The 26,913-nt window shown below is 42.3% G+C and carries 29 protein-coding genes; 20 read left to right on the top strand and 9 right to left on the bottom strand.

Going from position 1 to position 26,913, the window contains the following annotated elements; translation table 11 throughout:
* Window positions 1-17: 17 nt before the first annotated feature.
* From L3D27_RS08065 to gloA, 11 genes are all read left to right on the top strand, one after another.
* Window positions 18-293 carry a hypothetical protein gene (locus L3D27_RS08065; protein ID WP_284673180.1) on the top strand — a complete coding sequence of 92 codons (276 nt, stop codon included), beginning with the start codon at window positions 18-20 and terminating at the stop codon, window positions 291-293.
* A gap of 62 nt (window positions 294-355) precedes the next feature.
* Entirely contained in the window at window positions 356-1,648 is a 1,293-nt protein-coding gene (pilM, locus tag L3D27_RS08060; RefSeq protein WP_432480863.1) for a type IV pilus biogenesis protein PilM, read from the top strand.
* On the top strand, window positions 1,648-2,259 hold the full coding sequence (locus L3D27_RS08055) for a PilN domain-containing protein (RefSeq protein WP_432480862.1): 612 nt from the start codon (window positions 1,648-1,650) through the stop codon (window positions 2,257-2,259). The genes pilM and L3D27_RS08055 overlap by 1 nt, the downstream gene beginning before the upstream one ends.
* Complete coding sequence (locus tag L3D27_RS08050) at window positions 2,256-2,894, top strand: type 4a pilus biogenesis protein PilO (protein WP_432480861.1); 639 nt, start codon at window positions 2,256-2,258, stop codon at window positions 2,892-2,894. Before L3D27_RS08055 ends, L3D27_RS08050 begins: the two co-directional genes overlap by 4 nt.
* Window positions 2,884-3,579 carry a pilus assembly protein PilP gene (locus L3D27_RS08045; protein ID WP_432480860.1) on the top strand — a complete coding sequence of 232 codons (696 nt, stop codon included), beginning with the start codon at window positions 2,884-2,886 and terminating at the stop codon, window positions 3,577-3,579. Before L3D27_RS08050 ends, L3D27_RS08045 begins: the two co-directional genes overlap by 11 nt.
* Window positions 3,580-3,628: 49 nt before the next feature.
* Window positions 3,629-4,933: a type IV pilus secretin PilQ gene (locus L3D27_RS08040; protein ID WP_432480859.1), complete on the top strand. Its 1,305-nt coding sequence runs from the start codon at window positions 3,629-3,631 to the stop codon at window positions 4,931-4,933.
* A 224-nt stretch (window positions 4,934-5,157) separates the two neighbouring features.
* A complete protein-coding gene (locus L3D27_RS08035; protein ID WP_432481898.1) occupies window positions 5,158-5,688 on the top strand; it encodes a shikimate kinase in 531 nt (176 codons plus the stop codon).
* 142 nt (window positions 5,689-5,830) lie between these two features.
* The gene (gene aroB / locus L3D27_RS08030) at window positions 5,831-6,952 is read left to right on the top strand and encodes a 3-dehydroquinate synthase (protein WP_432481897.1); all 1,122 of its coding nucleotides are present in this window, start codon (window positions 5,831-5,833) and stop codon (window positions 6,950-6,952) included.
* 43 nt (window positions 6,953-6,995) lie between these two features.
* Window positions 6,996-7,934 (top strand): hypothetical protein, encoded by a 939-nt coding sequence (locus L3D27_RS08025; RefSeq protein WP_432480858.1) that lies wholly within the window; start codon window positions 6,996-6,998, stop codon window positions 7,932-7,934.
* 27 nt (window positions 7,935-7,961) lie between these two features.
* Window positions 7,962-8,585: a carbonic anhydrase gene (locus L3D27_RS08020; RefSeq protein ID WP_284673172.1), complete on the top strand. Its 624-nt coding sequence runs from the start codon at window positions 7,962-7,964 to the stop codon at window positions 8,583-8,585.
* 52 nt (window positions 8,586-8,637) lie between these two features.
* Window positions 8,638-9,168 (top strand): lactoylglutathione lyase, encoded by a 531-nt coding sequence (gene gloA, locus L3D27_RS08015; RefSeq protein WP_373627721.1) that lies wholly within the window; start codon window positions 8,638-8,640, stop codon window positions 9,166-9,168.
* A gap of 187 nt (window positions 9,169-9,355) precedes the next feature.
* Here gloA and L3D27_RS08010 read toward each other — a convergent pair whose 3' ends face one another.
* Together L3D27_RS08010 and L3D27_RS08005 are read right to left on the bottom strand one after the other, a co-directional pair.
* Window positions 9,356-9,826 carry a Dps family protein gene (locus L3D27_RS08010; protein WP_284673171.1) on the bottom strand — a complete coding sequence of 157 codons (471 nt, stop codon included), beginning with the start codon at window positions 9,824-9,826 and terminating at the stop codon, window positions 9,356-9,358.
* A 264-nt stretch (window positions 9,827-10,090) separates the two neighbouring features.
* Complete coding sequence (locus L3D27_RS08005; RefSeq protein WP_284673170.1) at window positions 10,091-10,744, bottom strand: YcxB family protein; 654 nt, start codon at window positions 10,742-10,744, stop codon at window positions 10,091-10,093.
* 269 nt (window positions 10,745-11,013) lie between these two features.
* Here L3D27_RS08005 and serS point away from each other — a divergent pair, with 269 nt between their 5' ends.
* The 4 genes from serS to L3D27_RS07985 all read left to right on the top strand — a co-directional run bounded on the left by serS (window position 11,014) and on the right by L3D27_RS07985 (window position 17,558).
* Entirely contained in the window at window positions 11,014-12,273 is a 1,260-nt protein-coding gene (serS, locus tag L3D27_RS08000) for a serine--tRNA ligase (protein ID WP_373627722.1), read from the top strand.
* Window positions 12,274-12,394: 121 nt separating this feature from the next.
* Window positions 12,395-14,395 carry a transketolase gene (tkt, locus tag L3D27_RS07995; protein ID WP_432480857.1) on the top strand — a complete coding sequence of 667 codons (2,001 nt, stop codon included), beginning with the start codon at window positions 12,395-12,397 and terminating at the stop codon, window positions 14,393-14,395.
* 231 nt (window positions 14,396-14,626) lie between these two features.
* On the top strand, window positions 14,627-16,486 hold the full coding sequence (locus L3D27_RS07990; RefSeq protein ID WP_432480856.1) for an AAA family ATPase: 1,860 nt from the start codon (window positions 14,627-14,629) through the stop codon (window positions 16,484-16,486).
* Entirely contained in the window at window positions 16,479-17,558 is a 1,080-nt protein-coding gene (locus L3D27_RS07985; RefSeq protein WP_373627727.1) for a type I glyceraldehyde-3-phosphate dehydrogenase, read from the top strand. The genes L3D27_RS07990 and L3D27_RS07985 overlap by 8 nt, the downstream gene beginning before the upstream one ends.
* Before the next feature lie 104 nt (window positions 17,559-17,662).
* Here the strand turns inward: L3D27_RS07985 and L3D27_RS07980 are convergent, their stop codons facing one another.
* Window positions 17,663-19,390 (bottom strand): proline--tRNA ligase, encoded by a 1,728-nt coding sequence (locus L3D27_RS07980; protein ID WP_432480855.1) that lies wholly within the window; start codon window positions 19,388-19,390, stop codon window positions 17,663-17,665.
* Window positions 19,391-19,563: 173 nt separating this feature from the next.
* Between L3D27_RS07980 and L3D27_RS07975 the strand changes: the two genes are divergently transcribed.
* Complete coding sequence (locus tag L3D27_RS07975) at window positions 19,564-20,202, top strand: DUF4230 domain-containing protein (RefSeq protein WP_432480854.1); 639 nt, start codon at window positions 19,564-19,566, stop codon at window positions 20,200-20,202.
* Between the two features lie 54 nt (window positions 20,203-20,256).
* Window positions 20,257-20,913: a phosphoribosylanthranilate isomerase gene (locus tag L3D27_RS07970; protein ID WP_373627735.1), complete on the top strand. Its 657-nt coding sequence runs from the start codon at window positions 20,257-20,259 to the stop codon at window positions 20,911-20,913.
* 431 nt (window positions 20,914-21,344) lie between these two features.
* Here L3D27_RS07970 and L3D27_RS07965 read toward each other — a convergent pair whose 3' ends face one another.
* Window positions 21,345-21,524 carry a hypothetical protein gene (locus L3D27_RS07965; protein ID WP_373627736.1) on the bottom strand — a complete coding sequence of 60 codons (180 nt, stop codon included), beginning with the start codon at window positions 21,522-21,524 and terminating at the stop codon, window positions 21,345-21,347.
* Between the two features lie 173 nt (window positions 21,525-21,697).
* Between L3D27_RS07965 and L3D27_RS07960 the strand changes: the two genes are divergently transcribed.
* The 3 genes from L3D27_RS07960 to trpA all read left to right on the top strand — a co-directional run bounded on the left by L3D27_RS07960 (window position 21,698) and on the right by trpA (window position 24,825).
* Entirely contained in the window at window positions 21,698-22,450 is a 753-nt protein-coding gene (locus L3D27_RS07960) for an SDR family NAD(P)-dependent oxidoreductase (RefSeq protein ID WP_432480853.1), read from the top strand.
* A gap of 190 nt (window positions 22,451-22,640) precedes the next feature.
* The gene (gene trpB / locus L3D27_RS07955) at window positions 22,641-23,840 is read left to right on the top strand and encodes a tryptophan synthase subunit beta (protein ID WP_432480852.1); all 1,200 of its coding nucleotides are present in this window, start codon (window positions 22,641-22,643) and stop codon (window positions 23,838-23,840) included.
* 169 nt (window positions 23,841-24,009) lie between these two features.
* Window positions 24,010-24,825, top strand: coding sequence for a tryptophan synthase subunit alpha (gene trpA / locus L3D27_RS07950; RefSeq protein WP_284673159.1), 816 nt, complete (start codon window positions 24,010-24,012; stop codon window positions 24,823-24,825).
* A 100-nt stretch (window positions 24,826-24,925) separates the two neighbouring features.
* Here trpA and L3D27_RS07945 read toward each other — a convergent pair whose 3' ends face one another.
* From L3D27_RS07945 to L3D27_RS07925, 5 genes are all read right to left on the bottom strand, one after another.
* Complete coding sequence (locus L3D27_RS07945; RefSeq protein ID WP_432480851.1) at window positions 24,926-25,201, bottom strand: hypothetical protein; 276 nt, start codon at window positions 25,199-25,201, stop codon at window positions 24,926-24,928.
* A gap of 221 nt (window positions 25,202-25,422) precedes the next feature.
* Complete coding sequence (locus L3D27_RS07940) at window positions 25,423-25,728, bottom strand: hypothetical protein (RefSeq protein ID WP_373627741.1); 306 nt, start codon at window positions 25,726-25,728, stop codon at window positions 25,423-25,425.
* Between the two features lie 3 nt (window positions 25,729-25,731).
* Complete coding sequence (locus L3D27_RS07935; protein ID WP_432480850.1) at window positions 25,732-26,148, bottom strand: hypothetical protein; 417 nt, start codon at window positions 26,146-26,148, stop codon at window positions 25,732-25,734.
* Complete coding sequence (locus L3D27_RS07930) at window positions 26,058-26,414, bottom strand: hypothetical protein (protein ID WP_432480849.1); 357 nt, start codon at window positions 26,412-26,414, stop codon at window positions 26,058-26,060. The genes L3D27_RS07935 and L3D27_RS07930 overlap by 91 nt, the downstream gene beginning before the upstream one ends.
* A gap of 73 nt (window positions 26,415-26,487) precedes the next feature.
* Entirely contained in the window at window positions 26,488-26,604 is a 117-nt protein-coding gene (locus tag L3D27_RS07925) for a 3-hydroxyacyl-CoA dehydrogenase NAD-binding domain-containing protein (protein WP_432480848.1), read from the bottom strand.
* Window positions 26,605-26,913: the final 309 nt, after the last annotated feature.

The raw sequence follows: 26,913 nt of genomic DNA, 5'->3' as shown, positions 1-26,913 counted from the left end.
CATTATTGGGACAGTGTATGTTTGCGTTTATTGTCAATGTCATCATTATTTTGATTGTGATGAAGATTTTTTTTAAGTTCATGTATCCTAAGCCACCTAAAGAGTTTTTTGCCAAAAAAGGTGATGATATTAGTATGCGTATCTGCAACCACTGCGGTCATTCGCTTGCGACCTATCGAGGTATCTTGGAGCAAAATGGTGGTCAAGATGATGGCGAGCGGTTCTTTTGTAATGATGAGCATCGAGAGGCATATCTAGAGCAATTAAGACGCCTGCCAAATCAGAATGGCTAGGATAAAGAGAATGCTTTATCTAAATCAGTATAGTCTTGATTATTGTGGGTAAGGGATTGACCATGTTTAGTGCATTTCGTCATGCTTTGACATCCATCAATATCTATCGCCCCAGCAAACCTTTGATTGGCATAGAGATTGGTGCATCCACGGTGCGATTAGTGGTTCTGGAGCGACATCACAAAGGATTTCTTGTTAAAGCCTTTGGGGTGGAGTCTTTCATCAGAGATGGTGATGAGATGAATGTGGTGGCGGTGGGTTCGGCACTGTCTCGATTGTTGATGCGGTGTGGTGTGTCATCAGGACAGGTAGCGATGGTGTCGCCTGCACCCATCATGACTCGCCTGCTTGTTTTGCCCATAGGATTAAGCGATGATGACATAGATTTGTATATTCGCCTAGAAGCTCGCCAGTATATTTCTCATCCACTTAATGAGGTTGGTTTTGACTTTTGGGTGGTGGGTGCTGACGAGACCGGATTGCATGTGCTATTGGTGGTCATGCGTGAGCAGATGATTGATGAATGTGTAGAAATTGCTCTTGGCTGTGGACTTGAGTTAAATGTGCTTGATGTACAAGAGTACGCTTTGGCAAGAGGTCTTAGTCATACGGTACAGACCTTGATGGGTCATGTTTGTGTACTGCACATTGATGATGTTAAGACGCATTTGTATGCAGTGCAGATTGAGCCAGATGGTGTATTTGTAGGATTTAATCATCACAAAGAACACCTAAATGCCACCAATACGCTTGATGACATATATGGCAACAAAGATAAAACCAAGCTGAGTGCTAAGCCGAGCAAGGTAATAGGTCAAGAGAACGGCGATGATGAGAATGGTGATGTGGGCATGGATTTTGATACTTTTTTGCAGTTGCACCGCAAAGATTCGTTCATTCAAGATGATGTGAAGTTGCACCAGTTGCCATCTGATGACCATGCCAAGCAGATGGTAACTCAAACTTACGAAATTCGTTTTGATGGGGGTAGGGTGTCTGATCAAGCAGGGTGTCATGATGGACAGACGCCAGTTTGTGATTTGACAGATTGGACAACACAAATAGATACTCCGGCAAATCCATCATGCCAAGATAAAGCACAAAAGCTATTAAAGATACTCACCGCCCATGAGTCAAGTGTGCAAATGAATACAGATATGGTGATATTATCCGGACTGGCTGATGAGTCGTTGGTGCAAGAATTTGCTCGTATTAGCCATAAGTCTGTACAGCTTGCCAACCCATTTGTTCATATGGATGTTGCTTACCCTTTGGGTGATGACAGCTTATCGCTGTTGCCGTCCTTGGTGGTGGCGTGTGGTGTAGCGATGCGAGCAGATGAAGGAGTGGTGTGATGAATACCATACCAAAAATAAATCTGTTGCCATGGCGACAGCTACGCCAATTAAAACAAAACGAGCAATTTCGGCGATGGTTGCTTGCAGCATTGGCATTGTCATTGTTTGCTGTGTTTGGCACTTATGTTTATCATAAACAAAATTTGAACCATCAGCAGGCAATCAATGATGATATTTTGGCTCGCATGGGCATGCTTGATGCACAAATTGCCAGTATTGCAACCCTTGAAAGCGAGCAAGAGGCACTACTACAACAAGCAAAACTGGTGTATGATTTGGGTAAAAATCGTGTGGCAATGGTGAGATTATTTGAGCATTTATCGCTAAGTAGTCATGGGTTGGTTTATTTTGATGGGGTAAGTCATGCAGGTGGCGTGCTTACCATCACAGGACACGCCAAAGATGCAGCAATGGTCAGTCAATTTACCCAAAGATTTCAGCAAACAGATAACCCTGTCATTAGTGATGTCTTGGTAACCAGTCTTTCTAAGCAATCGGATGGCTGGGTGGGATTTGTATTATCAGCAAAACTTGATTTGGCAGGGGTGTCATCAGAAGAATCGCTGGGGCAGATGGCATCAAGTGAGCTGATGGAGAGCTTACCATGAGTACGCATGACAACATAAAAGATAAGTTCACCCAGACTTGGCAACAACTTGGCGAACTTAACTGGGAGAATTTTGGTACAGCACCTAGATGGCTGCGACTACTTGTCTTGGTAATATTAGCGGTATTTGTGCTTGGATTTGGTTGGTTGCTACTGATTAAGCCCATCACACTAGAGTATCAGGCATTGATGATGGCAGAACAAACATTGGTTAATCAGTATGCTCAAAAATATGCCAAAGCTCAGCAACTAACCGTCATTCAAAGCCAGACGCACGCCATGAATGGTGAGCTATCGGTGCTGCTTGAGCAGATGCCTAGCCATTTTAATATGTCGGTTTTGACCGAACAACTACACGCCATCGCCACACGAACCGGTGTGCAGATGAATGACATCAGGATACAAAGAGAAGATCCACAAGATCTGTTCGTAGAGCGTGGTTTTGTGATGGTGATGGTGGGGGATTATCATCAATTGGCAAAGATGTTTAGTGAATTGACCGCACTGCCCATCATCATTACAATACATGATTTTGACATGGGTAAAAGCGAGCAGGCAAAACCGACTAAGTTACAAATGACCGTCCACGCCAAGACTTATCGCACCAAAGATAACAATAAAAAAGATGTCCAATAATTCAATCATAGTACGCTTATCATACCCGCTATTCATCAGACATGCTTGCCTGTTGGTGTTGTCCGCCTTGGCGGTCAATGTGTTAGGTTGTCAAAAACCGACCGTTGATGAGGTTGATGTTAGGCTAGCAGATATTCATGCAACCACCACGCCCATTTCCATACCCAAGCAAATCAATGGGGTGCGACAGTTGGCGTATTATGAAGCTAAGAGTAATCCTTTTGCCACCCCAAGAGCGGTGGTATTTTCCAAACAAGACTTAGGGCAGGGAAAATCAGATGGTATGCAGTCTCAAAATGGGCTAAATACATCAGCTGATGCTGATGCTAAAAAAGTCTCTGCCATGAATCAGACCGCTCATCTGATGACACCTAACGGACTCAGTCAATCGCCTACTGTTGGTAGGCAAGTTCACATCCAGACAAATAGAATACGCCAAGAGCTAGAGCGGTATCCAATGAGTACACTTCGCTATCAAGGTTTTATTGAACAAAACGGACAAAGAATAGCACTCATCACCAGTGCTGATGGATTGGTACACCGAGTACAGGTGGGGCAGTATGTGGGGCAAAATCATGGGCAGGTTCGTCAAGTTGGTAGGGATTTTGTTGTGATTGCCGAAGCGATGATGCAAGCAGATGGACGGTATTATGAGCAGACGCATCAGCTGCCTTTAACACATTAGACATCTTAAGATGGCAAAAGACAATAAGAAGCAAAGGATAACAAATCAAATGAAAAAGCTGTGGTTGCTATGTGTGCTGATGTTATGTGGTGAATCGCTTGCTAATACACCACAAGGCAGTGATAGGATTTCGGTGGCATTTCAGGATATGCCTGTGCGTGCAGTGCTTGATGTATTGGCACACGCAGGTGGGGCGAATATTGTCGCCAGTGATGGGGTGATCGGCAATATGACACTGCGTCTTAATAATGTGCCATGGACGCAAGCACTTGACATTGTTGTTGAGACCAAGCATCTCATCAAACAGGAAAAAGATGGTGTCATCATCATATCATCACCCACCGAACTTGCTCAAGTTACCCAAAAAAATACCCTAGCCAAGCGACAAGCAGAGCAATATCTTCCTTTGGATACTCAGTACATTCGTGTCAATTATGCCGATGCCAAAAATTTGTTAGCACTAATCACCTACAAAAGCGATGGTGAGAATAAAGAGGGTATGTTGTCTGCCAGAGGCGTGGCAAATGTTGATACTCGCACCAACACGCTTGTCATCAAGGATATTAAGGATAATATTGAGCAAATCCAAGCTCTTGTTGAAAGGCTTGATGTGCCTGTCAAGCAGGTAATGATTGAGGCAAGAATTGTCAGTGCTAATGATGGATTTAGTCGAGAGCTTGGTGTGAATTTTGGGGTCTTGTCGCATGGTAATCATCTACAAATCGGCAGTTCTTACAATACTTTATGGGATTTAAGACGCACCGGTGGCAGTACCGCTATCCGACCTGATAACTTATCGGTCAATTTGGGTGCACCCAATCCTGTAGGGCGAATTGCTTTTGGATTGGTCAATCTACCTGATGCTTTGCTTGATTTAGAGCTGTCCGCCATGCAGGCAGATCAGCGAGGTGAGGTCATCTCCACACCAAAGGTTCTTACCGCAGATAAGCAGACAGCTCGTATCTCATCGGGCATGCAGATTGCCTATGAAGAAGAGACTTCAAGTGGTGCAACCAATGTGGTCTTTAAAGAAGCGGCTTTGGTCTTAGAGGCGACACCAACCATCACTCCAGATGGTAAAATTACGCTCAAATTGAATGTAAAAAATGGCACGCCTGTTAGCAATCTGGGGGCAATCGCCATTCAAGAAGATTCGCTTGAGACCAATGTCATCGTTGATGATGGGCAAACGGTGGTACTAGGCGGTATTTATCGGCAAAATAATCAACATGGCGTAACCAAAGTACCATTTTTTGGCGACCTACCGATTGTGGGTAGGCTATTTCGCCAAGATAATCGCCGTGATAATAAAGAAGAATTGCTTATTTTTGTTACACCCAGACTCATGCCATGATGATTGTGTGCAAACAATGAAAACTTAACCAACTGGTCTAAGAGTCAATGTTATACAGTAGCACAACCAAGAAAAAAAGCACATAAAATACTAGCAAGATTTTACCAAAGGTTGTATGATAGGGCATTTTGATATCATTAATACAAGAGCTGTGAATGTTTGAAGGTGATAACGCCATCATTGAAGATGTCGTGGTTGAAAAGACGAGTGAAGGGCTTGCTAAGATGCTACCACCTATTTTTTTGGTCGGTCCGATGGGTGCAGGCAAAACCACCATTGGTAAGCTACTGGCAAAGCATTTGGGGCGTGATTTTGTAGATTGCGACCATTATATCGTGGCACAGACAGGAGCGGATATTCCGTGGATTTTCGCCAAAGAAGGCGAAGAGGGTTTTCGAGATAGAGAAACTCGTGCCTTGATGGAGCTGACTGACCTGCCAAATATTGTCATGGCGACAGGCGGTGGTGCAGTTGGTCGTGCCAAGAACCGAGAGCTACTAAAAACAGGTTTGGTGATTTATTTAGATGCCAATGTTGATACGCAACTGTTTCGCACCAAAAAAGACAAAAACCGCCCATTACTACAAACAGAAAATCCACGAGCGGTCTTAGATAAGCTCTATGAAAAACGCCATCCGCTCTATCAGGAGGTTGCTACCATCATCGTACCAACAGGGCGTGCTTATCCAAAGCAGATGGTGTCTGATATTTTAGATAGATTGGCAGACTATGCCAAAGAGCAGCAAGATGGATAAATATTAAAATGACTGTGCCGTTATGGCATATCATTAATATGGTCTAATACAATACAATTTTGGTGCAATGATGGCGGCAGGCAATCACCAAAATCCCAATCAGCAACAAACCCATAACCCAAACCAATCACGCAGGTTTATGATGACAAATCATGATTTAATTGTACATACACAAAGCCACGATTACCCCATCTTTATTACCGCAAGCCAAAAAGATACCAATGGCGATTTGGATTTGGCAACACCCATCATGCCATTTATTAAATCCAAGCAGGTGCTTGTTGTTACCAACGATGTGGTTGCACCGTTTTATTTGGATAAATTGGTAGAAATATTGAGTGCAGCAAGTTATAAGGTGGCGACTTGCGTACTGCCAGATGGCGAACACCACAAAAACCAAGATAGCATTAATCATATCTACGATGTGTTGCTTGAGCATCACTTTGCTCGTGATTGTACGCTCATCGCATTGGGTGGTGGAGTGATTGGCGATATGGTTGGTTTTGCAGCGGCAAGTTTCATGCGTGGTGTGAATTTTATTCAAGTGCCAACCACGCTACTTGCTCAAGTTGATTCGTCAGTGGGTGGTAAGACAGGCATCAACCATGCTCGTGGTAAGAACATGATTGGGGCGTTTTGGCAGCCTGTGGCGGTGCTTGCAGACATGACTACTTTTGATACTTTGCCACCTAGAGAGTTTGCTGCAGGGCTTGCTGAGGTGGTGAAATATGCTTTGATTTTAGATGCAGAGTTTTTGACTTGGCTTGAGACTCACAGTGATGCCATCAATGCTCGTGATGGAAATATACTCATGCAGATGGTGCATCGCTGTTGTCAGTTTAAGGCAGATGTTGTCGCTGCTGATGAAAGAGAATCAGGACTTCGTGCGTTGCTAAACTTTGGGCATACTTTTGGGCATGTGATAGAGACGCATCAAGGCTATGGTGTTTGGTTGCATGGTGAGGCGGTGTCGGCAGGCATGATGCAAGCACTTGCCATGTCGTGTGAAATGGGGCTTGTTGATCATGCGTCTGTTAGCCGAGTAGCAAGATTGCTACATAAATTTCATCTGCCCATTAAGCCACCTGCGATAGAAGTAGCGACAGCTCTTGACTTGATGGGGCATGATAAAAAAGTGCAGGCGGGCAAAATGCGTTTGGTGTTGCTTGATGGCATAGGCAAGGGGTTTGTAACGGCGGATTTTGATGTGCAAAAATTGACCAAAGTTCTGACATCTATTGATGATTATTTATCAATCGGTTGAAATTTGCTACAATAATCAAAAAGCAATTTAAAAAGGTATGACTATGGCGACAACCGCCGCAATGAAAGAGAAGTATTTTCGTCGCCAAGCCTTATATTGGTTGGTTTTGGCAGGGACGATGTCGCTTGCTTGGTTCATCTTGTGGATTGCTAGCAGTGCACCGACTACCACCAGTACTGATGGTGGTGAGCAAGACAAGAGCCAAGCGGTAGAGATGCCTGCACATATTGAGACTTTGGGGGAATTAAACAAAGAAGTGCCACCCATTGACTTTTCAATTTTGGTGCGAGATTTGAGTGCTTATCCGACCGAATTTAAGGATAAGCATTATTTTAAAGGCAAAAAATACACCGTTCAGCTCATGGATGTCAGCCAAAATGAAATCATCACCAACTACCTAGACTTACGCCCAACTGATCGCAACCAGTTTGCTTATTTTCGCTATCTTGATGACAATCAAAATCCCAGATATATTCTAACTTATGGCAATTTTAATAGCGTTGAACTTGCTAATACCGCTGCTAAAACGGTAGATTTTGGACTGACAGGTAGTATCGCTTTGAGTGTTGTGCCAATGGCAGACTACCTAAAAATCATTGATGACTATGAGCGTGGCGAGACGGTGCGAGATTTATCCATCCGCCAAGTTAGACAGGTGAGATTGCAAGTAACTCGCAATGAGATTCCTGTGCAGGACACCACCAGCACCGATGAGGAGCTTAACGAGGGTGATGAGCAATCACAAGAACAGACCATGCAGATTCAGCAGGCAGGTCAAGACGCCCAAACTGTCTTTGGTGTGCTACAGCTTGATGGCAAAGTCTCTAAATCAAAGACAGATGAATTAAAAGAGGGCAGGGCGTCTAAAAATGAGCCAAAGGTAGAAGAGTCGGCTTTAGAATCTAAAAGTGAGCAAAAAAATGAATCTAAGTCTGTACCAACACCCAATGTTAATACATCGCAAGTGCCTGGTAGTGAGTAATTTTGAATAAGAATTACAAGGAAAATCATGAAAAATAGAGACGCCCAAACCGTCCTTGAGATGCTAAAAGCGGGCAATGAACGCTATGTGGCGAATCTTACCAGTACTGAGTTCTTACGCATTCCACCGCCTGAGCTTATTAAAGAACAATGCCCAAATGCCATCATCTTGGGCTGTTCGGATGCTCGTGTGCCTGTGGAAATTATCTTTGATCAAGGGCTTGGCGACTTATTTGTGATTCGTGTGGCAGGCAATGTGGTTGCCCCAAGTCAGATTGGCTCGATTGAGTTTGCTGCCGATAAATTTGGCACAGAGCTTGTGGTAGTGCTTGGTCATAGCCACTGTGGTGCGGTAACCGCTTGTGTGGAGGCATTGACCAATCCAGAGCAGTTTTATTCGCCCAACTTACAGTCCATTGTAGATAGAATTCGCCCCAGTGTGTATAACTTGCACGAGATAGCCACAGCAGGCGATGGCGAGATTGATATAGATGAGTTTATTGACCGTGCCGTGCGTGCCAATGTGCGTATGTCGGTAAGTCAGCTCAAACACGGCTCTCGTATTTTAGAGGATATGGTAAATGCAGGTCGATTGACCATCATTGGTGCAGAGTATGATGTTGCCACAGGCCGTGTTAATTTTTTTAGTTAAATGGTAAAACTTTAATTGATTGTTAAATGAAAAGTGAATGTAAGGAGATATGATGACAATTTCACAACCGACCCAATCTTTGAGTGCTACGGGTGTTAAAGATATTCCAGTGCAGTCTGAGGGTTTTGTTTATAACCACACTATGCTTCGCATTAAAGACCCTGTAAAATCACTGGAGTTTTATACAGGTGTGCTTGGCATGACGCTACTTCGCCATAGTCAGTTTCCTGATGCAAAGTTTGATTTGTATTTTTTGGCGAAATTAACCGAAGAAGAACGCAACAACCTGCCAAATGCAGAAAACCTAACCGCTTATGTTTCACGCCAACGCAGTATCTTGGAATTGACCCATAATTATGGCACAGAAGATGATGCCGAGTTTAGCTATCATGATGGCAACAGCGACCCTCGTGGATTTGGACATATTTGTTTTAGTGTGCCAGATTTGACAGAAGCGGTAAAATGGTTTGATGACAATGAAGTGGTGTTTCAAAAACGCCCTGAAGATGGCAGCATGAAGGATATTGCATTCATTAAAGACCCTGATGGCTATTGGATTGAGATTATTGAGCTAAAGTACTAATAAAACGAATGCTTGTATTAAGCTAGCAAAGCCAAAATTAGGCTCTTAAATCTAAGATTAGGTTTTAAACTTTTTGATTTGATTGCCCAACATACCAAAAAATATCCCCAATTGCGGGGATATTTTTTATTGAAATATTAGGTGGTTTTACCCAATTGACTTAATCAATCGTTGGTTTAAGAAAGCATTAACCTAAGAAAGCATTATACATCCAAACCATCTTTTCTTGTTCTTGGATGTAGCCAGATACCAAATCCACAGAACCTTGATCGTTGGCTTCTTCAGCTATGGCAGCAACCTTGCGTTGTTCTTCAATTAGGGCTTGCAAGCCTTTGACCACGCCCTCTACGCAACCACGACCATTAAAGACGCTCTTATCTTCTTGGATAGATGATAATTGAGTAAAATCGCTATAAGCGTGCAAAGGGGTGCCACTTAGCGTTAGGATACGCTCAGCAATCTCGTCAATTTGTAGTTGTAGCTCAGTATATAGCTCTTCAAATTTTGGATGCAAGGTAAAAAAGTGCTCGCCTTTGACATTCCAGTGATAACCACGCACATTGATATAAAATACATGATAGCTAGATAATAGGTTGTTCAATGCCTTGATGACAGGAGTTAGTTCTGCTTTTTCAAGACCAATTTGAGTGGTGCTCATGATTTTCCTCACTTTGCTAAAGAATTTGAATAAAATACCTGCTGTTTATAGATATATCCTAACAAAATAATCAGATAAAGGCAATTGAATTATCACAACGCAATATTTTATTTTATCAATTTGTTTGGCGAGAATGATTTATTTTTTTAAATAAAAGATGGTAATTAAAGATAATAAAAGTCAATAAAAAACACCAGAAATATCCAGTGTTTTTTATGAAGTTTAAAACTGTAAATTTAAAACCTATTAAGTACACAATGCCGGTTACAGCGGTTGGGTTAGTGATTCTAGCCCTTTTGGTTTGGTATCGCTTAGGTGTTTGATGATGGTTTTGATGGGCAGACCTTGGGTTTCTAGGCGTTTTGGAATGATTTGACTGCCCTTTTGACCTTTCATTTCAAACATCATAAACACATAATCATCAGTCTCATCCCAACTACTAACTGCACTCCAAGGAATGACTGCTGATTGCATGGGGGCTGAACGCATCTGCATGCCACGCATTTGTGGGCTATTTATGACATCGCTGGGGGTAGGAATGCTCATGATTAAGCCGTGCGACTGCACGCCAAGCTGTACCATTTCCATCTCTTTGGGCATCTGTGTGGTACTGACTTGTTTGTCGTATTCTCTTTTCATGTACCATTTTAGTCCAGCCGTGCGAGCCACCAAATACAATGCAACAAGTACCAACATCAGCCAAAAAATAATGGTTGAATAACCACTGACAAAAACAAGTCCAGCAATCGCTGCCACCAACACAATCGCCATGACAATCCATTCTTTGGTGCGGACGGATTTTAGGGTGAAATTGCTTGCACCTTTTTCAAATAGGGCAAGCTGAGCACCACGAAATTCGGCATCAGTCATGTTAAGGGTGATGGGTTTTAGGGTGTAAGGATAAAGAGCCTTGCTCATGATGTATTCCTAGTGCAAAATAATAGATAAAAATATTTGCTTATATTACCGATTTTATCTCAAAAAATAAACCACAAAACCAAAAAAACATCAAGTTGATGGATTTTTTATAAAAAATAGTCAAAATGCTGTAAATTTGCTGAAATGTGTCGGCTTTTTTGATATGATAAAGAAGTTTTTACTTTAAATGTATTGGTTGAATAACTTTACCGAATTGCTCGTTGGGCAATTTTGAGAATTTTTTTAAAATTTTTAAGATAAGGCAATCTATGTTAGACCCAAAATTACTTCGTGGCGATTTAATCGTTTTAAAACAAAAGCTTGCAACTCGTGGTTATGATTTGGATATTGATTTTTGGACAGATGTAGAAATCAAGCGTAAAGAGCTACAAGTTCGTACCGAAGAGCTACAGGCTCAAAAGAACGCAGGGGCAAAAAAGATTGGCGAATTAAAACGCAGTGGTGAAAATACTGACGAACTGCTTGCTCAAATGGAGAAAGTCAGTGATGAGATGAAGACTGCCGAAAATCAGCTAAAAGAATTGCAGGCGACCATCACCAACGCAAGCCTCGCCATTCCTAACTTACCTGATGACAGCGTGCCTGTTGGGGTTGATGAAGCAGACAATGTAGAGACTCGCAGATGGGGTACACCTCGTGTGTTTGATTTTGATATCAAAGACCATACCGATATTGGTGAGAGTTTAGGACAGCTTGATTTTGCATTGGCAAGCAAGCTTACAGGGGCAAGGTTTAGCACGCTAAAAGGTGGGCTAGCAAGACTGAATCGTGCCTTGATACAGTTTATGTTAGATACTCACATTGCCAAAGGCTATACTGAAATGTATGTGCCTTATATGGTAAATGCCGAGAGTCTCAAAGGGACAGGACAGTTGCCTAAATTTGAAGAAGATTTATTCAAAGTCTCTGACAGCTACTATATGATACCCACCAGTGAAGTGCCACTTACCAACACCGTGCGAGATGTCATACTTGCTCCAACTGATTTGCCAATGAAACTCACCGCTCACACACCATGCTTTCGTAGTGAAGCAGGGTCGGCAGGGCGTGATACTCGTGGGCTAATCCGTCAGCACCAATTTGAAAAAGTGGAGATGGTGCAGATTGTGCGTGCCAATACTTCCATGCAGGCTTTAGAAGAAATGACGGCACAAGCTGAGAGCATCTTGCAAGCATTGGAGCTACCGTATCGTGTGATGACACTGTGCACAGGTGATATGAGTTTTGGGGCAATTAAGACTTATGATATTGAAGTATGGTTGCCGTCTCAGGATACTTATCGTGAAATTAGTAGCTGTTCTAACTGTGGTGACTTTCAAGCTCGCCGTATGGGTGCAAGAATCAAAGATGGTAAGCAAACTGAGCTTGTACATACCCTAAACGGTTCAGGGCTTGCGGTGGGCAGAACCTTGCTTGCCATTTTAGAAAACCACCAAAACGCAGATGGCACAGTCAATATCCCCAAAGTGCTACAACCTTACATGGGTGGACTGCAAGTGCTTAAATAATGTTTTTAAAAAGCCGTTTAATCTTAGGATTGGGCGGTTTTTTTCATTGGTAAGTTTCGCTCAATGGGGTGGAGTGTGCTATAATAATTCAAATTTTACTTGTAAAACTTGGAAAAACGATATGCCAACCCCTTTAAACCAACGCCACAATGCCAACGCCATTCGTATTCTTGCTATGGACGCTGTCCAAAAAGCCAACTCAGGACACCCTGGTGCACCTATGGGCATGGCGGATATCGCTGAAGTGGTATGGCGTGAATTCTTAAATCACAATCCTAAAAATGCCAAATGGCCAAACCGAGACCGTTTTGTTTTGTCAAATGGGCATGGCTCTATGTTGCTGTATGCTTTGTTGCATCTGACCGGCTATGATTTGACGATTGATGACATCAAAAATTTTCGCCAATTACACGCCAAAACTGCAGGGCATCCAGAGCATGGCTATGCTGATGGCATTGAGACAACCACAGGTCCTTTGGGGCAGGGCATTGCTAATGCAGTGGGTTTTGCGTTGGCAGAAAAAACTTTGGCCGGGCAGTTTAATAAGCCTGATAATGCCATCATTAACCACTACACCTATTGTTTTTTGGGAGATGGTTGTCTGATGGAAGGTGTGTCGCATGAAGCCTGTTCGCTTGCTGGCACACTAGGGCTTGGCAAGTTGATCGCCTATTATGACGATAACGGCATTTCTATTGATGGTGAAGTGGGAGGCTGGTTTTCAGACGATACTGCCAAACGATTTGAGAGCTATAATTGGCAGGTTCTGCGTGTAGATGGTCATGATTCAGATGCCATTCGTGAAGCGACCATTCAAGCCAAAGCCGAAACCAATAAGCCTACCTTAATTATTTGTAAAACCGTCATCGGTCTGGGCAGTCCGAATAAGCAAGGCAAAGAAGACAGTCATGGAGCACCGCTTGGGGTTGATGAGATTGTACTGACTCGAGCAGAGTTGGGTTGGGGTAATGCCAATGCTTTTGAGATTCCTAATGAGATTTATGAAGCGTGGAATGCCTGCGATAAAGGCGAGCGTTTGGAGAGTGATTGGAATGCTCAATTTGCTGATTATCAAGCCAAATATCCTACTCAAGCAAGCGAGTTGATGCGTAGATTATCAGGCGAGTTACCAAGCGACTTTGCTATCAAAGCTGATGAATTTATCAAAGCATGCCAAGCCAAAGGTGAGGCAATCGCCACTCGTAAGGCAAGCCAAAATGCCATCGGTGCATTTGCTCCATTACTACCAGAAGTTTTGGGTGGTTCGGCTGACTTGACGGGGTCTAACTTGACCTTGTGGAGCGGTGCTAAAGGTGTGCAAGAGCATATAGACGGTAACTATGTACATTATGGCGTGCGTGAATTTGGCATGACGGCTATTGCCAATGGCGTGGCTTTGCATGGCGGTTTTATTCCTTATACCGCCACATTCCTTATGTTCATGGAATATGCTCGTAATGCGGTGCGTATGTCAGCACTAATGAAACAGCGTGTTATCAATGTCTATACCCACGACAGTATTGGTCTTGGCGAAGATGGTCCAACCCATCAGCCTGTGGAGCAGATTGCAAGTTTGCGTCAGACACCAAATCATTTTACTTGGAGACCTTGCGATGCGGTAGAAACTGCTGTGGCATGGAAAATTTCCCTGCAAACTGCCAATGCACCAACATCGCTCATCTTATCTCGTCAAAATCTAGCACACCAAGCTCGTACAGACGAACAACTCACCTTGATTGAAAAAGGAGCTTATGTACTAGTTAAAGAGGAGGGCGACCTACAAGCCATTATCATTGCCACAGGCTCTGAGGTGGATTTAGCAGTGCAAGCTCATCAGATTCTTGGTGAAAAAGGCATCGGCGTGCGTGTGGTGTCCATGCCATGTGCTGAGATTTTTGTTAAACAAGATAAAGACTATATTGAAAGCGTACTACCATCAGCAGTCCGTAGCCGTGTGGCGGTGGAGGCAGGCATTACTGATTATTGGTATAAATTTGTTGGGCTTGATGGCAAGGTCATCGGCATGACAACCTTTGGTGAATCTGCTCCTGCCAAAGATCTATTTGAGTACTTTGGTATCACCACCGATAAAGTAGTGGCGGCAGTAGAGAGTCTGATTTAATTGAGTGCTTGACTTAAATTGCACCAAATACGATGACATACTGTGAATGCAGTATGTCATTTTTAGTGTGACTAAATAAAACATGAAGATTGCTGTCAATTTGAATAAAAATTTTGCTAAAAATAGGTGCAAAACTATCCGTACCATCAAAAACTATGCTATGCTAGGGTGTTTGATTTTTTGTATTTCCAAATTATCGCACTTTTTATTTTTTTATCATTGCAAAACTACATGAAACAATCAACCGCATTAACAATCTTAAAAACAGGAAAAAATGTCTTTTTGACAGGGCAGGCAGGGGCTGGCAAGACCTATTTGCTTAATGAATACATCTGCTATTTGCGTGCACGCAACATTGAAGTGGCGGTAACAGCAAGCACAGGCATTGCCGCTACGCATATGAACGGCATGACCATACATTCATGGTCGGGCATGGGCATTAAAGATAGCTTTGATGCGGCTGACTTTACTCGCTTAAAGTCTCGCCAATCGGTTTGTGAGCGTATTGTGTCATCAAAGGTGCTGATTGTTGATGAAATTTCCATGCTTCATGCCAATCAGGTGGATTTGCTTAATGAGATTTTAAAAGTCATTCGTAAGAATGATTTGCCCTTTGGGGGAATGCAAGTGATTTTTTCGGGAGATTTTTTTCAGCTTCCCCCTGTTGGCAAAAAAGGCGAAAGTAATAAAGAAAAATTTGCTTTTATGGCCAAATCATGGGTGGCAGCAGAGCTTTTGGTGTGCTATCTAACCGAGCAACATCGTCAAGACGCCCAAGATGAATCAGCAAGATTTGGTATGTCACTGAACGACATTCTCAATCAGATTCGAGCTCAACAAGTCAGCAGTGATGCTATTAATATTTTGAAATCAGCACAGCATCACAGCATAGACATCAACCGCATTCGTCTATACACACACAACATCAATGTGGATCACATCAATGAAACCGAGCTTGCCAAACTAGATGGCAAATCCCATTGGTATGAAGGGAATACTTTTGGCGATAAAATACTGGTGGATAATCTAAAGCGAAGTGTAAGAGTCTCTGAAAACCTGCATCTAAAAATCGGTGCTAAGGTAATGTTTGTCAAAAACAACCCAAATAATGCCGTATTTAACGGCACAATGGGTGAGATTATGGATTTTGTATCGCCGAATGACTCGGTGTCTTTATCAAATGCTCAGCAGTTATATCCGCTAGTGCGTCTTAACAGTGGCAGAGAGGTGTTGGCTGAGCCTGAAGAATGGATAGTTGAGGATAAAGATGGGTTGGTCATCGCAAGCTACACCCAGATACCATTATGCCTTGCTTGGGCGATTACGATACATAAGTCGCAAGGCATGACTTTAGAGGCGGCGGAGATTGATTTATCTCGCACCTTTGAAGCAGGTCAAGGTTATGTGGCCTTGTCTCGACTGCGTTCTTTAGATGGGCTAAAACTGCTAGGCTTTAATCAAAAAAGCCTGCTGTTGGACGAATGGGTATTTCGAGTAGATAAGCGTTTTTGGGAAATTGCTGCCGAGCAAGAGGCGGAATTTTTGATGTTGGATAACAACACACTGGATAAACTGCACCTTGATTTTGTCATTGCTTGTCAAGGCATCACTTCAAAAGAGACGGTTTATCAGAATGAAATGCGTCTGCTTGAACAAAAAAAACAAGATGAAGAAAGAAAATATAGACGAGATAATGACCCTGCGTTTATAAAGATTGATGATAAAAATCTGGTACGAAAATCACAATTAAGTCAAACCTTGCAAGAGACTAAGGCACTGCTGGATAAGGGTCTTGGTATTGATGAAATTGCTCACAAAAGAAGTCTTGCCATCTCAACCATCATCAGGCATATTGACGAGCTGTATCGAAAAAATAGTGAGTTTGATTATGCCCACATTCGCCCAAGCAATCAAATCATCGCTGATGTACAAGTCGCTTATGATGCGATCGAATCTCAAGGTGGCTTTGATGAGGGGGTTTTGTTAAGCCCTATTGTGGAAGAATGTGGTGGTCGCTATGGTTATAATGAAGTGCGACTTGCTTTGATTTTTATTGATAAATCTGGTACTAAGGAGCTTGGCGATGCCTGAGTCTGTGATAAAGTCGCCAAAACTTCGCTTGGCGATTAACGGCTTTGGTCGGATTGGTAGAAATGTCTTGCGAGCTTTTTTAAGACAAAGCGAGCGGTTTTCTCAGATTGAAATCGTGGCGATCAATGATATTGCTGATGGTGAGACGCTACTACATCTACTAAAGTTTGATTCGACACATGGTAGACTCTTGGCAATGGGTGTACAGGCGGACTTGACCGAGCAAGGTGGGCAATCCTTTTTTGGACTGCGTCATCAGGATAAGCATTGGCAAATTTTATTATTAAATGAAAGTAATCCCAACCATCTGCCGTGGGGCAGTCTAGGGGTTGATGTGGTGCTTGAATGTACAGGCTGTTTTCGTTCTTATGATGAAGCCAGTAGGCATCGTAAGGCAGGTGCTCATCAAGTCATCGTTGGGGCCGCACCCTTTGATAGGGTGGATGCTAGCATTGTGATGGGCGTGAATGAATCACTGCTTGGTCGTCATCTGCCCATCATCTCTGGCGTATCTTGTACCACACAGGCACTTGTACCGCTATTGTCAGTATTTGATGAGCAATTTGGTATTGATGCGGTGATGATGACCGAGATTCATGCAGTCACCGCCGACCAAAATGTGCTTGACCAAGCCCATAGGGATCTTAGGCGAGCACGCACCGCCAGTAACAATATCATTCCAACCACTTCAAGTAGTATCAATGCCACCGAACGAGTGTTGCCATTTTTAAAGGGGCGGATTAACGGACATTCCATCCGAGTACCAACCATCAATGTGGCTGCCATTGATGTGAATATCACTGTTGGGCAGGCTGTCAATGTGGAAACGGTGGCGGAGTTTTTAAGGCAGACCAGTCAAGACAGGCTTTTAGGTATCATGGGCTATACTGACGAGCCGTTGGTATCAAGTGATTTTATTGGCGATAATCATTCACTGGTCATTGATGGCGGTCAGCTCATGCAGGCAGGTAGGCAAATCAAGATTTTTGCATGGTATGATAATGAATGGGGCTATGCCAATAGATTGCTTGAGATATGTGCGATATTGGCAAAACACGAATGCTTAGATTGACAAGTTGGGCAGTTTGATACTGATTGTGCTAGATTAAAATATAAAAAACAGACCGTTTAAGGTCTGTTTTTTATTGGGTTGATGACAACTTATCAATCAGTCTGTTAAAATTTCATTAAAATTTCATCAAGGCTTAGCATGATTTTTTCGCCATCGGTGCGTTTGACATACTCGTACTTACCTTCTGCCAAATTACGCTCAGAGACAACAATGCGATGTGGCACGCCAATAAGCTCTAAATCGGCAAACTTCACACCAGGGCGTTCATTACGGTCATCAAGCAGTACATTAACACCTTTTTCTTTGAGTGTTTGATATAGTTCATCTGCTTTGGCTTCTGCTAAGCCATCTTTTGAACGCATTGGCACGATAGCAACACTAAACGGTGCGATGCTATCGGCTGGGTCAGGGGTGTCTGCCCAAATAATGCCATTGTCATCGTGATTTTGTTCAATGGCAGCAGCGATGATGCGACTAACACCAATACCATAGCACCCCATCATCAGAGTTACAGGCTTACCTTCTTTGCCCAACACCTTGCAACCTAGTGCATCAGAGTACTTATCGCCTAGCTGAAAAATATGACCCACTTCAATACCACGCTTGATTGAGATGACGCCTTTGCCATCTGGGCTGATATCGCCATTAACGACATTGCGAATATCCACAACTTCAGTGATGGTGGCATCACGCTCCCAGTTCATGCCTGCGGTATGCTTATGTTCAATATTTGCACCACAAACAAAGTCAGATAATGCAGCAGCACTTCTGTCAACGAATACAGGAATATCAAATTCTGCCAAATCAGCACTGATATAACCTTTAATCAGACCTGCTTCTTTAATCTCTTCTTCGGTTGCCATGGCGAACGGAGTGGCGACTTGGGATATTTTTTCGGCTTTGATTTCATTTAGGGTGTGGTCGCCTCGCAAGATGAGAGCAACCAGCTTTGGCATATCAGGTTTATCTTCTGAATATGAGCCTTTTACGATGAGTGTCTTCACCGTGCGATCTAAAGCGATACCAAGATGCTCGGCGACCTCTTCGCAAGTTGGCATATTTGGTGTATCAACATCACGGCGTTCTTCGCTTGGGGTAGCTCGCTCGTTGGTGCAAATTGCTTCGGCAAGCTCAATATTAGCTGCAAAATCTGACTCGCTAGAAAAAGCGATGTCATCTTCTCCGCTTTCAGCCAAAACATGAAATTCATGACTGGCAAAACCACCAATAGAGCCAGTATCAGCCTGTACTGCACGAAAGTCTAGCCCTAGACGAGTAAAGATACGACCATAAGCCTCGTACATGTCTTGATAGGTCTGTGCTAAGCTGTCTTTGTCAATATGGAAAGAATAAGCATCCTTCATGGTAAATTCACGAGCACGCATCACACCAAAGCGTGGGCGAATCTCATCTCGGAATTTGGTTTGGATTTGGTAGTAGCTAACGGGCAGTTGTTTGTAGCTTTTTAGTTCATTTCTGGCGATGTCGGTGATGACCTCTTCGTGGGTCGGGCCTAATACAAAATCACGACCATGACGGTCTTTAAAGCGAAGCAGTTCTGCCCCATAATCTTCCCAGCGACCAGACTCTTGCCACAGTTCGGCAGGTTGGGTAACTGGCATGAGCAATTCTTGGGCGTTGATGCGTTCCATTTCTTCACGGACGATTTTTTCGACACGCTTTAACACTCTTAGTCCTGTAGGCATCCAAACATACAGACCTGAGGCAAGTTTGCGAATCAGTCCTGCTCTTAGCATAAGCTGGCTTGAGATGATGTCAGCATCGCTTGGCGTTTCTTTTAAAGTGGCGAAAGTAAATTGACTGGCTTTCATGGCTACCCTTAACAAAATGGCAAAATATGAATGATATTTTTATCTTAAAATGTGCTATCTTAAGGCAATCTTAGCCTTTTATGCAACTTAATTTTAAAAAATTTTTAAAAAATTGGCTGTTTGTCTGATTTTATGATAAATTTTCTATGATTGATGTAACAAAGAGAAAAGTGATGAAAAAAACCAAACTGCCTTTATTTTATTGGGTGCTTTTGTTGGTGATTGGTGTTGTGGTTGGGTTATTTGCCAAAATGCATGATGAGTCTGCCAGTCAGGTGAACGCCATCAGTAGAGATGGTATCATTACCGACATTCAAAAGTTGTCTCGATTGCAGTCGGTGGCATTTAGTATTGATACGGTCATTACGGCAAATAAGGCAGGGACTTGGCAACGACTGTGGCAAGATGAGCAAAAAGGGTTGTTTGTAGCACGAGGCAGGGTGTTATCTGGTGTGGACTTATCCAATATTACCCCTGAGATGGTGCAGGTGAGTGAGCGTGATGGGGCTGATGGCAAACAGATGCACATTATGATTAGTGTACCACCTTCTGAAATTTTTGCGGTGTATTTGGATGATTTGGAGGTGTATGACTGGCAAACAGGGCTGTTTGGTGCGGTGAATAATGACTCACAAGTCCTAGCCCAAGCGTGGATATCTGCCAAAAATGAAGTGTTAAACAAGGCTTGTCAAGGTGATGTCTTGACATTGGCAGCAACGAACGCTGCCGAGCAAATCAAAGGCTTGTTTATGATGACAGGGGCGAGCGTTGAGGTTGTCAGCCAAGGCACGGGTGCTTGCCAAATGCCCTAGTAAAACAAGTATAATTTAAGCAACAATTAAAATAACAACACGGAAAAACAAGCCATGCAAATAAAATTCTGCGGACTTACCCAATCTTGTAGCCTAAAAACTGCCGTATCACTTGATGTCAATGCGATTGGACTGGTGTTTTATCCACCCAGTCCTCGCTATGTGGACATTGCCACTGCCCAAGTTTTAGCCCAAGTCGTACCGGCCTTCACTACTCTTGTTGCTTTGGTGGTGAATATGGGGGAGAGTGAACTTGTCAATCTGGCAAAATCTGTGCCATTTGATATTGTGCAATTTCATGGTGATGAAACTGCTAGTGAATGCCAACAACTTGCTAGTCTAATCAATAAACGCTGGATAAAAGCCATTCGTGTGGGTAGTCATGACACCCAAGATGCCATTTTGGGTCAAATTCAGGAGCTGACACAATGTGGGGCGAGCGGTGTGATTTTGGATACATTTAGCCAATCGGCATTTGGTGGAACAGGTCAAGCATTTGATTGGCAAAAAATCCCAGACGACTCACCCTTACCCATTTATTTGGCAGGGGGATTGACCCCTGATAACATTGGCGATGTCATCAATAATAAATCTTTGATGGCAAAAATTGCAGGCGTGGATGTCAGCGGGGGTATTGAAAAAGAAAAAGGAGTGAAGTGTGGAGAGAAAATGACAGCATTTATGAAGGGCGTCAAGAGTGGTTATAAATAAGTAAGAATGTTGTAAGATTTATCTTGACACATAACTTATAATTACATATTATCTAATTTTTCCGTTTTTAATAAAAAATTTATGGGTTTGTAAAAAAATACATAATGGTAAGATATTGGCTGTGTATTTGATGGCTAAAGATGGATAAATCTCGCTTTTAATGATGGAGAATTTAAAAAATCAGTCTCACCAGTCAAAATGGACTCAATTGTATCTTAAGCCAAAGCAAATCATAACATTTGACAACCAAAGAGTACTACATACCAAAAATGGATTTACTCCTAAATTTAATGGTCTTGACAGATGGCTAATAAGAGTATTCGGACTATATCATAAGCCGGATCGCTGTTATCTTTTCTCACAAGACTGTCATCATCAATTGTCCGCACCATTATTTGTATAAGGAATTATTATGTTTTTAGATGGTAGCATTATTGCACAATATTTTTATACTGGCTTGGGTTTGTTGGTCGTTGCCTCTTTTGTGGCAGGCTATATTGAACTGTCGCATCCATTAAAAATTTTATTAAGGCAAAATCTATTATTTGGAAGATTGTGCCAATCGGTATTGTGTCAGCATTGATAGGGGCATTCATAGGTGCAAAAGCCATATTGATGTTTCCAAGCCATATCATTGAGTACATTATTTTTGCCTTTTTACCAATTGGATTGTTATCGACTGTATTTAAAGGTAAGATTGTCAAAATGTCATAAGGCTGGCATTTTAGATATCAAGCCTGTCAGTTTCAAAAAGTAAATCAATATTAAACCATTAGGAACAGTCATGAATATTTTAATTACAGGCGTAACATCAGGTTTTGGTTTGGCGATTGCCAAGCGTTTAATCAGTGAAAACCATACTGTGATTGGGACAGGCAGACGAGCTGATAAATTGGGCAATATCAAGGCAAAGCTTGGCGATAACTTTATGCCTTTATGTTTTGATATTAGTAATTTAGATGACACTAAGTCTGCTTTGGATAGTCTAGATAAAGCGATTTTAGCCAATATTGATGTATTGATCAATAATGCAGGTTTGGCACTGGGATTGGAGACGGCAGATAAAGCCAGTATTACGGACTGGCAGACGATGATTGATACCAATATTTTAGGGCTTGTGAATATGACTAATAGCATTTTGCCTTATATGGTCGCCAAAAATAGCGGACTGGTTATCAATATTGGTTCAACCGCTGGTACTTATCCGTATCTTGGGGCGAATGTCTATGGGGCAAGCAAGGCATTTGTGAAGCAGTTTAGTTTAAACTTGCGAGCAGATTTGATTGGCAAAAACATCCGTGTTACCAACATAGAGCCAGGTCTTTGTGGCGATACAGAATTTAGCAATGTGCGATTTAAAGGCGATGATGAAAAAGTCAAAAAAACTTATGAAAAAGTGGATTATATCCGCCCTGATGACATCGCCGATATGGTAAACTATGTCATCAATCTACCGTCTCATATCAATATCAATCGCCTTGAGGTCATGCCTGTGGCACAGACTTTTGCAGGTCTTACGGTGGTGAAAGATTTATAGAGCATAAAAAGGTAAAAAGATATCCATCTGTCAGTTGGTAATGCATCAAAAAGTTTGGTAGGCTTAGGCCATACTGGGTGTCTCATCACATTCAACATCTGGTATGATGAATATGACAAAAATTAGTTGCGACAGCGAAATCATGGCATTTTTGATTGATGCCACTTGGTAAAAAATAAAGGAAAACTACATGGTAGACTATACTCAATATCCTAATTCATCAGGTCATTTTGACATTTATGGTGGTCGTTTTGTTTCTGAAACTTTGATGACGGCTTTAGAAGAATTAGAACGCATTTATTTAAGCGTTAAAAACAACCCAGAGTTTTGGGCAGAGTTTCATGATGATTTGGTGAATTATGTTGGCAGACCGACGCCTTTATATTTTGCCAAACGCTTAACTGATGAAACAGGTGGGGCAAAAATTTATCTAAAACGAGAAGATTTGAACCATACAGGAGCACATAAGGTCAACAACACCATTGGGCAGGCACTACTTGCCAAACTGGTCGGTAAAAAACGCATCATTGCAGAAACCGGAGCAGGTCAGCATGGCGTAGCAACAGCCACGATAGCGGCACGGCTAGGTCTTGAGTGTGTGGTCTATATGGGGGCGAATGATGTAGAACGCCAAAAAATGAATGTATATAGAATGCGTCTTTTGGGGGCAACGGTCGTGCCTGTAACCTCTGGCTCTCGCACACTAAAAGATGCCATGAATGAAGCAATGCGAGATTGGGTAACCAATGTGGATAGTACTTACTATGTGATTGGTACAGTAGCAGGTCCTCACCCTTATCCTGTGTTGGTGCGAGATTTTCAGGCAATCATTGGGCGTGAAGCCAAAATGCAACATCTTGAAAAAGAGGGTAAAAATCCCGATGCGTTAGTTGCTTGTGTGGGCGGTGGCTCTAATGCAATGGGATTGTTTTATGAATTCTTGAACGATGATGTGGCGATTTATGGTGTAGAAGCAGGCGGACACGGCGTAGATACAGGTAAGCATTCAGCTCCACTAAATGCAGGTCGTATCGGTGTTCTGCATGGCAATCGCACTTATTTGATGGCGGACGATGAGGGGCAAATCATAGAAACGCACAGCATATCAGCAGGTCTTGATTATCCAGGAGTGGGTCCTGAGCATAGCTTTTTAAAGGATAAAGGGCGTGTTGATTATGCAGTGATTGATGATGATGAAGCTTTAGAGGCTTTTAGGATTTTGACAAAAACCGAAGGTATCATCCCTGCCTTAGAAAGTTCGCACGCTGTCGCCTATGGATTAAAACTTGCCAAAACGATGAGAACAGATCAGTCTATTATCATTAATTTATCAGGGCGTGGCGATAAAGATTTGCATACGGTGATGAAAGTTGAGGGGATTGAGCTTTAGGTATACATGAATCCAGATCTATGGTTGCTAAGAGCCATCAGATTGGCAAATCAAATGCTGTGATGGACAGCTGTTATGTTATTCATGGCGATGACAAAAACCAATTGGTAGTACCTTTATCAAAAAAATCATCGACTTGCTGCTATGTCAGCTATAAAGAGAATTTAAAATGACCCGAATTACCCAAACTTTCAATACCCTAAAATCCCAAAACAAAAAAGCCCTGATTCCCTATATCATGGCAGGCGACCCCAATCCTACTGTTACCGTGGATTTGATGCACAAGCTTGTTGCTCACGGAGCTGATATTATTGAGATTGGCTTGCCGTTTTCTGACCCTATGGCGGACGGTTCTGTCATTAGCTTGGCAGGCGAGCGAGCATTGGCAAATGGCACAAGTACTCGCCAAGCAGTACAGATGGTGGGTGAATTTCGCAAAACCAACACAACCACGCCTGTACTACTGATGGGTTACCTAAATCCTGTAGAAATTATTGGTTATGACGACTTTTTGGGATTATGCGAACAAAACGGTGTGGATGGGTTGCTTTTGGTGGATTTACCACCCAACGAAACCGATGAGACTTTGTCGCAAAAATTGATGAACAAAGCGATAAATCAAATATTTTTGCTTGCCCCCACCACCCAAAGCGACAGACGAAAGGCAGTGTTAAAGCGTGGCACTGGCTTTATTTATTATGTATCAGTCAAGGGCGTAACAGGCTCAAAAGCCTTGGATACAAGCGATGTAGCAAGCCAAGTGCAAGCGATTAAAGCTGATACAGACTTGCCTGTTTGTGTGGGCTTTGGTATTCGTGATGGCGAGAGTGCCAAAGCGGTTGCTCAGTTTGCTGATGGCGTGATTGTGGGTAGTGAATTGGTCAAAAACTTTGCTGATGTAGGACAAGATGCCACCAAAATCAAGCAGGCGACTCAGACCATTTTGGCAAAAATGGATGAATTAAGGCAAGCAATTGACCAATGATTCTTGATTGGCGGTCATATCTGTTGATGATGGATTGGCATGAAAGGGTAGGTATGGCGTTGGTGTAATGTACACATTATAATGATTTAATGTTTTGCGATTAAAAAAACACAAAACAATTATTATCTTCCACCTTTTCACCCAAAATTAAATCCTCATCGCCATTGACCGCCAAAATATAGTAAGGCTTGTTGTCAACCTTAATCATATCATAACCAAAGAAGAATGCTGAGCGTAAATAACCTACGGCAAATGCCAAAAGAATCAGATAAAGAAAAATAAATCCCATGAATAGCTGATAATATTGCTCATTACTGGTGAGATGTTTGATACTGATGGAAAGCCGAACGGACTGACCTGCTTGACTAAAAACCAAATTGATATCAAAATTATGTGGGATTTTTATGCATTTTGATGTATTTTCGTTAGTAAATATTGCTATATCATGTCTAAAATAGCATTTAAAAATACAAATTTAAGTGGTGGCGTAAAAGTAGGCTGATTGAAATGTTAATCTTTAAACTCATCTGTACATAATAAAAATCATCTAGTTGCTATGACTGCCTAGATGATTTTTATTATTGGTTTCTGTTATTATTAGCTTCTGCCTGTGGTGAGTTTTTGTTTACCTTCTCCCTTTAGGCTTTGCACGATTAGCATTGGATCAAGGTTGGGGCCAGGTTCTTTTCCTGCTACTATTCGACCAAGTTGTGCCATGTACCATGACAGCTCTAGTACTGAGCCGACATTTTTATCAATCTCTTTAATACCTGTACGCACAGGGTTAATGTTGATGGTTTGATAAGTTCCTGCTTGCATTTGTTTTGGCATATCAGGCATCATGATTAAGGGGCGTCCAATACCCACCAAATCAAGCTCACCGCTTGCTAGTGCCTCATCCATTGCCTACTGACTTCTAAAACCACCTGTGATGATGAGCGGTACTAGGCTTATCTCTCTGACTTTTTGGGCATAATCCATAAAAAATGCCTCTCGTTTTTTGGTGCTGTCTTTAGCACCCATCATGGCAGAGCTTTCATAATTACCACCTGAAATCTCAATAAAATCAATCTCAAGTTCGCTTAGGTGTTTAACGACAGCGATGCTGTCATTTTCATCAAATCCACCCTTTTGAAAATCCGCTGAATTTAATTTCACACCTACCAAAAAATCAGCCCCTACTGCTTGACGAATGGCGGTATAAATCTTAATCAGTAGTCGCATACGATTTTCTAAGCTACCGCCATACTCATCCTCTCGTCTGTTATGATGTGGAGATAAAAACTGGCTGATAAGATAGCCGTGAGCGGCATGAATTTGCACCCCTTTAAAACCTGCTTTTTTGGCAATTTTGGCGGTGGTGGCAAACTGATTAAGATTGTTTCAATCTCATCAAGCGTTAAGGCTCTAGGAGAATTCATCCTGTCTGCCATGCCTTCTAAGGCAACAGCACTTGGGGCGACAGGTTTTGGATTGACATCTTTAGAGACTTGTTTGCCCGCGTGATTAATCTGCATCAGACATAAGGTATTATCGGCATTACCTGCGTCCGATTGCTGTAGTAGAGCTAAATCAGACTCATCAGACACCACCACATCGCCTGCCGACCCTTTGCCTTGATATAGTTATCCGCCAAAGTCCCAAAGCGTTTTTTGGCGTTATTTAACGCTTCGTCATTAATGTCATAGCTGACACTTGAACGCCGTGATAAGCAACTTGAAAGGCGATTTGAGAGCCCAATACGCCGGCACCGATAACGCTTAGATGTTGAATGGTCATGATTTTACTCCTAGTAATTGATAAAATTGTCTAACCAAAACTATTTAACTAAAATTGCCTAACTAAATCAAAAAAATTGCTGTATCGCCATTTTGAGTTTAGTGTTCGCTTATTGGTCTTTATCTTATGATATAATGATTGCACCTGTCATGGGTTTTTTGCGTTGTTTGTATCACAGATGTGTTTCAACAGTAATTGGTGATTAACATAACCAAGCACTTGTCCGCCATGTATCAAATTTCACCAATATTATTACAAAAAATATCAAAATAGCGATACAAATTGGTATTCTTATGCTATGATACAACA

Origin of the sequence: Moraxella sp. ZY200743, assembly GCF_050885545.1 — a bacterium.
Classification (GTDB): Bacteria; Pseudomonadota; Gammaproteobacteria; order Pseudomonadales; family Moraxellaceae; genus Moraxella; species Moraxella haemolytica.
The sequence above is the reverse complement of the archived record's forward strand: the minus strand, read 5'-3'. Positions and strand labels throughout refer to the sequence as shown.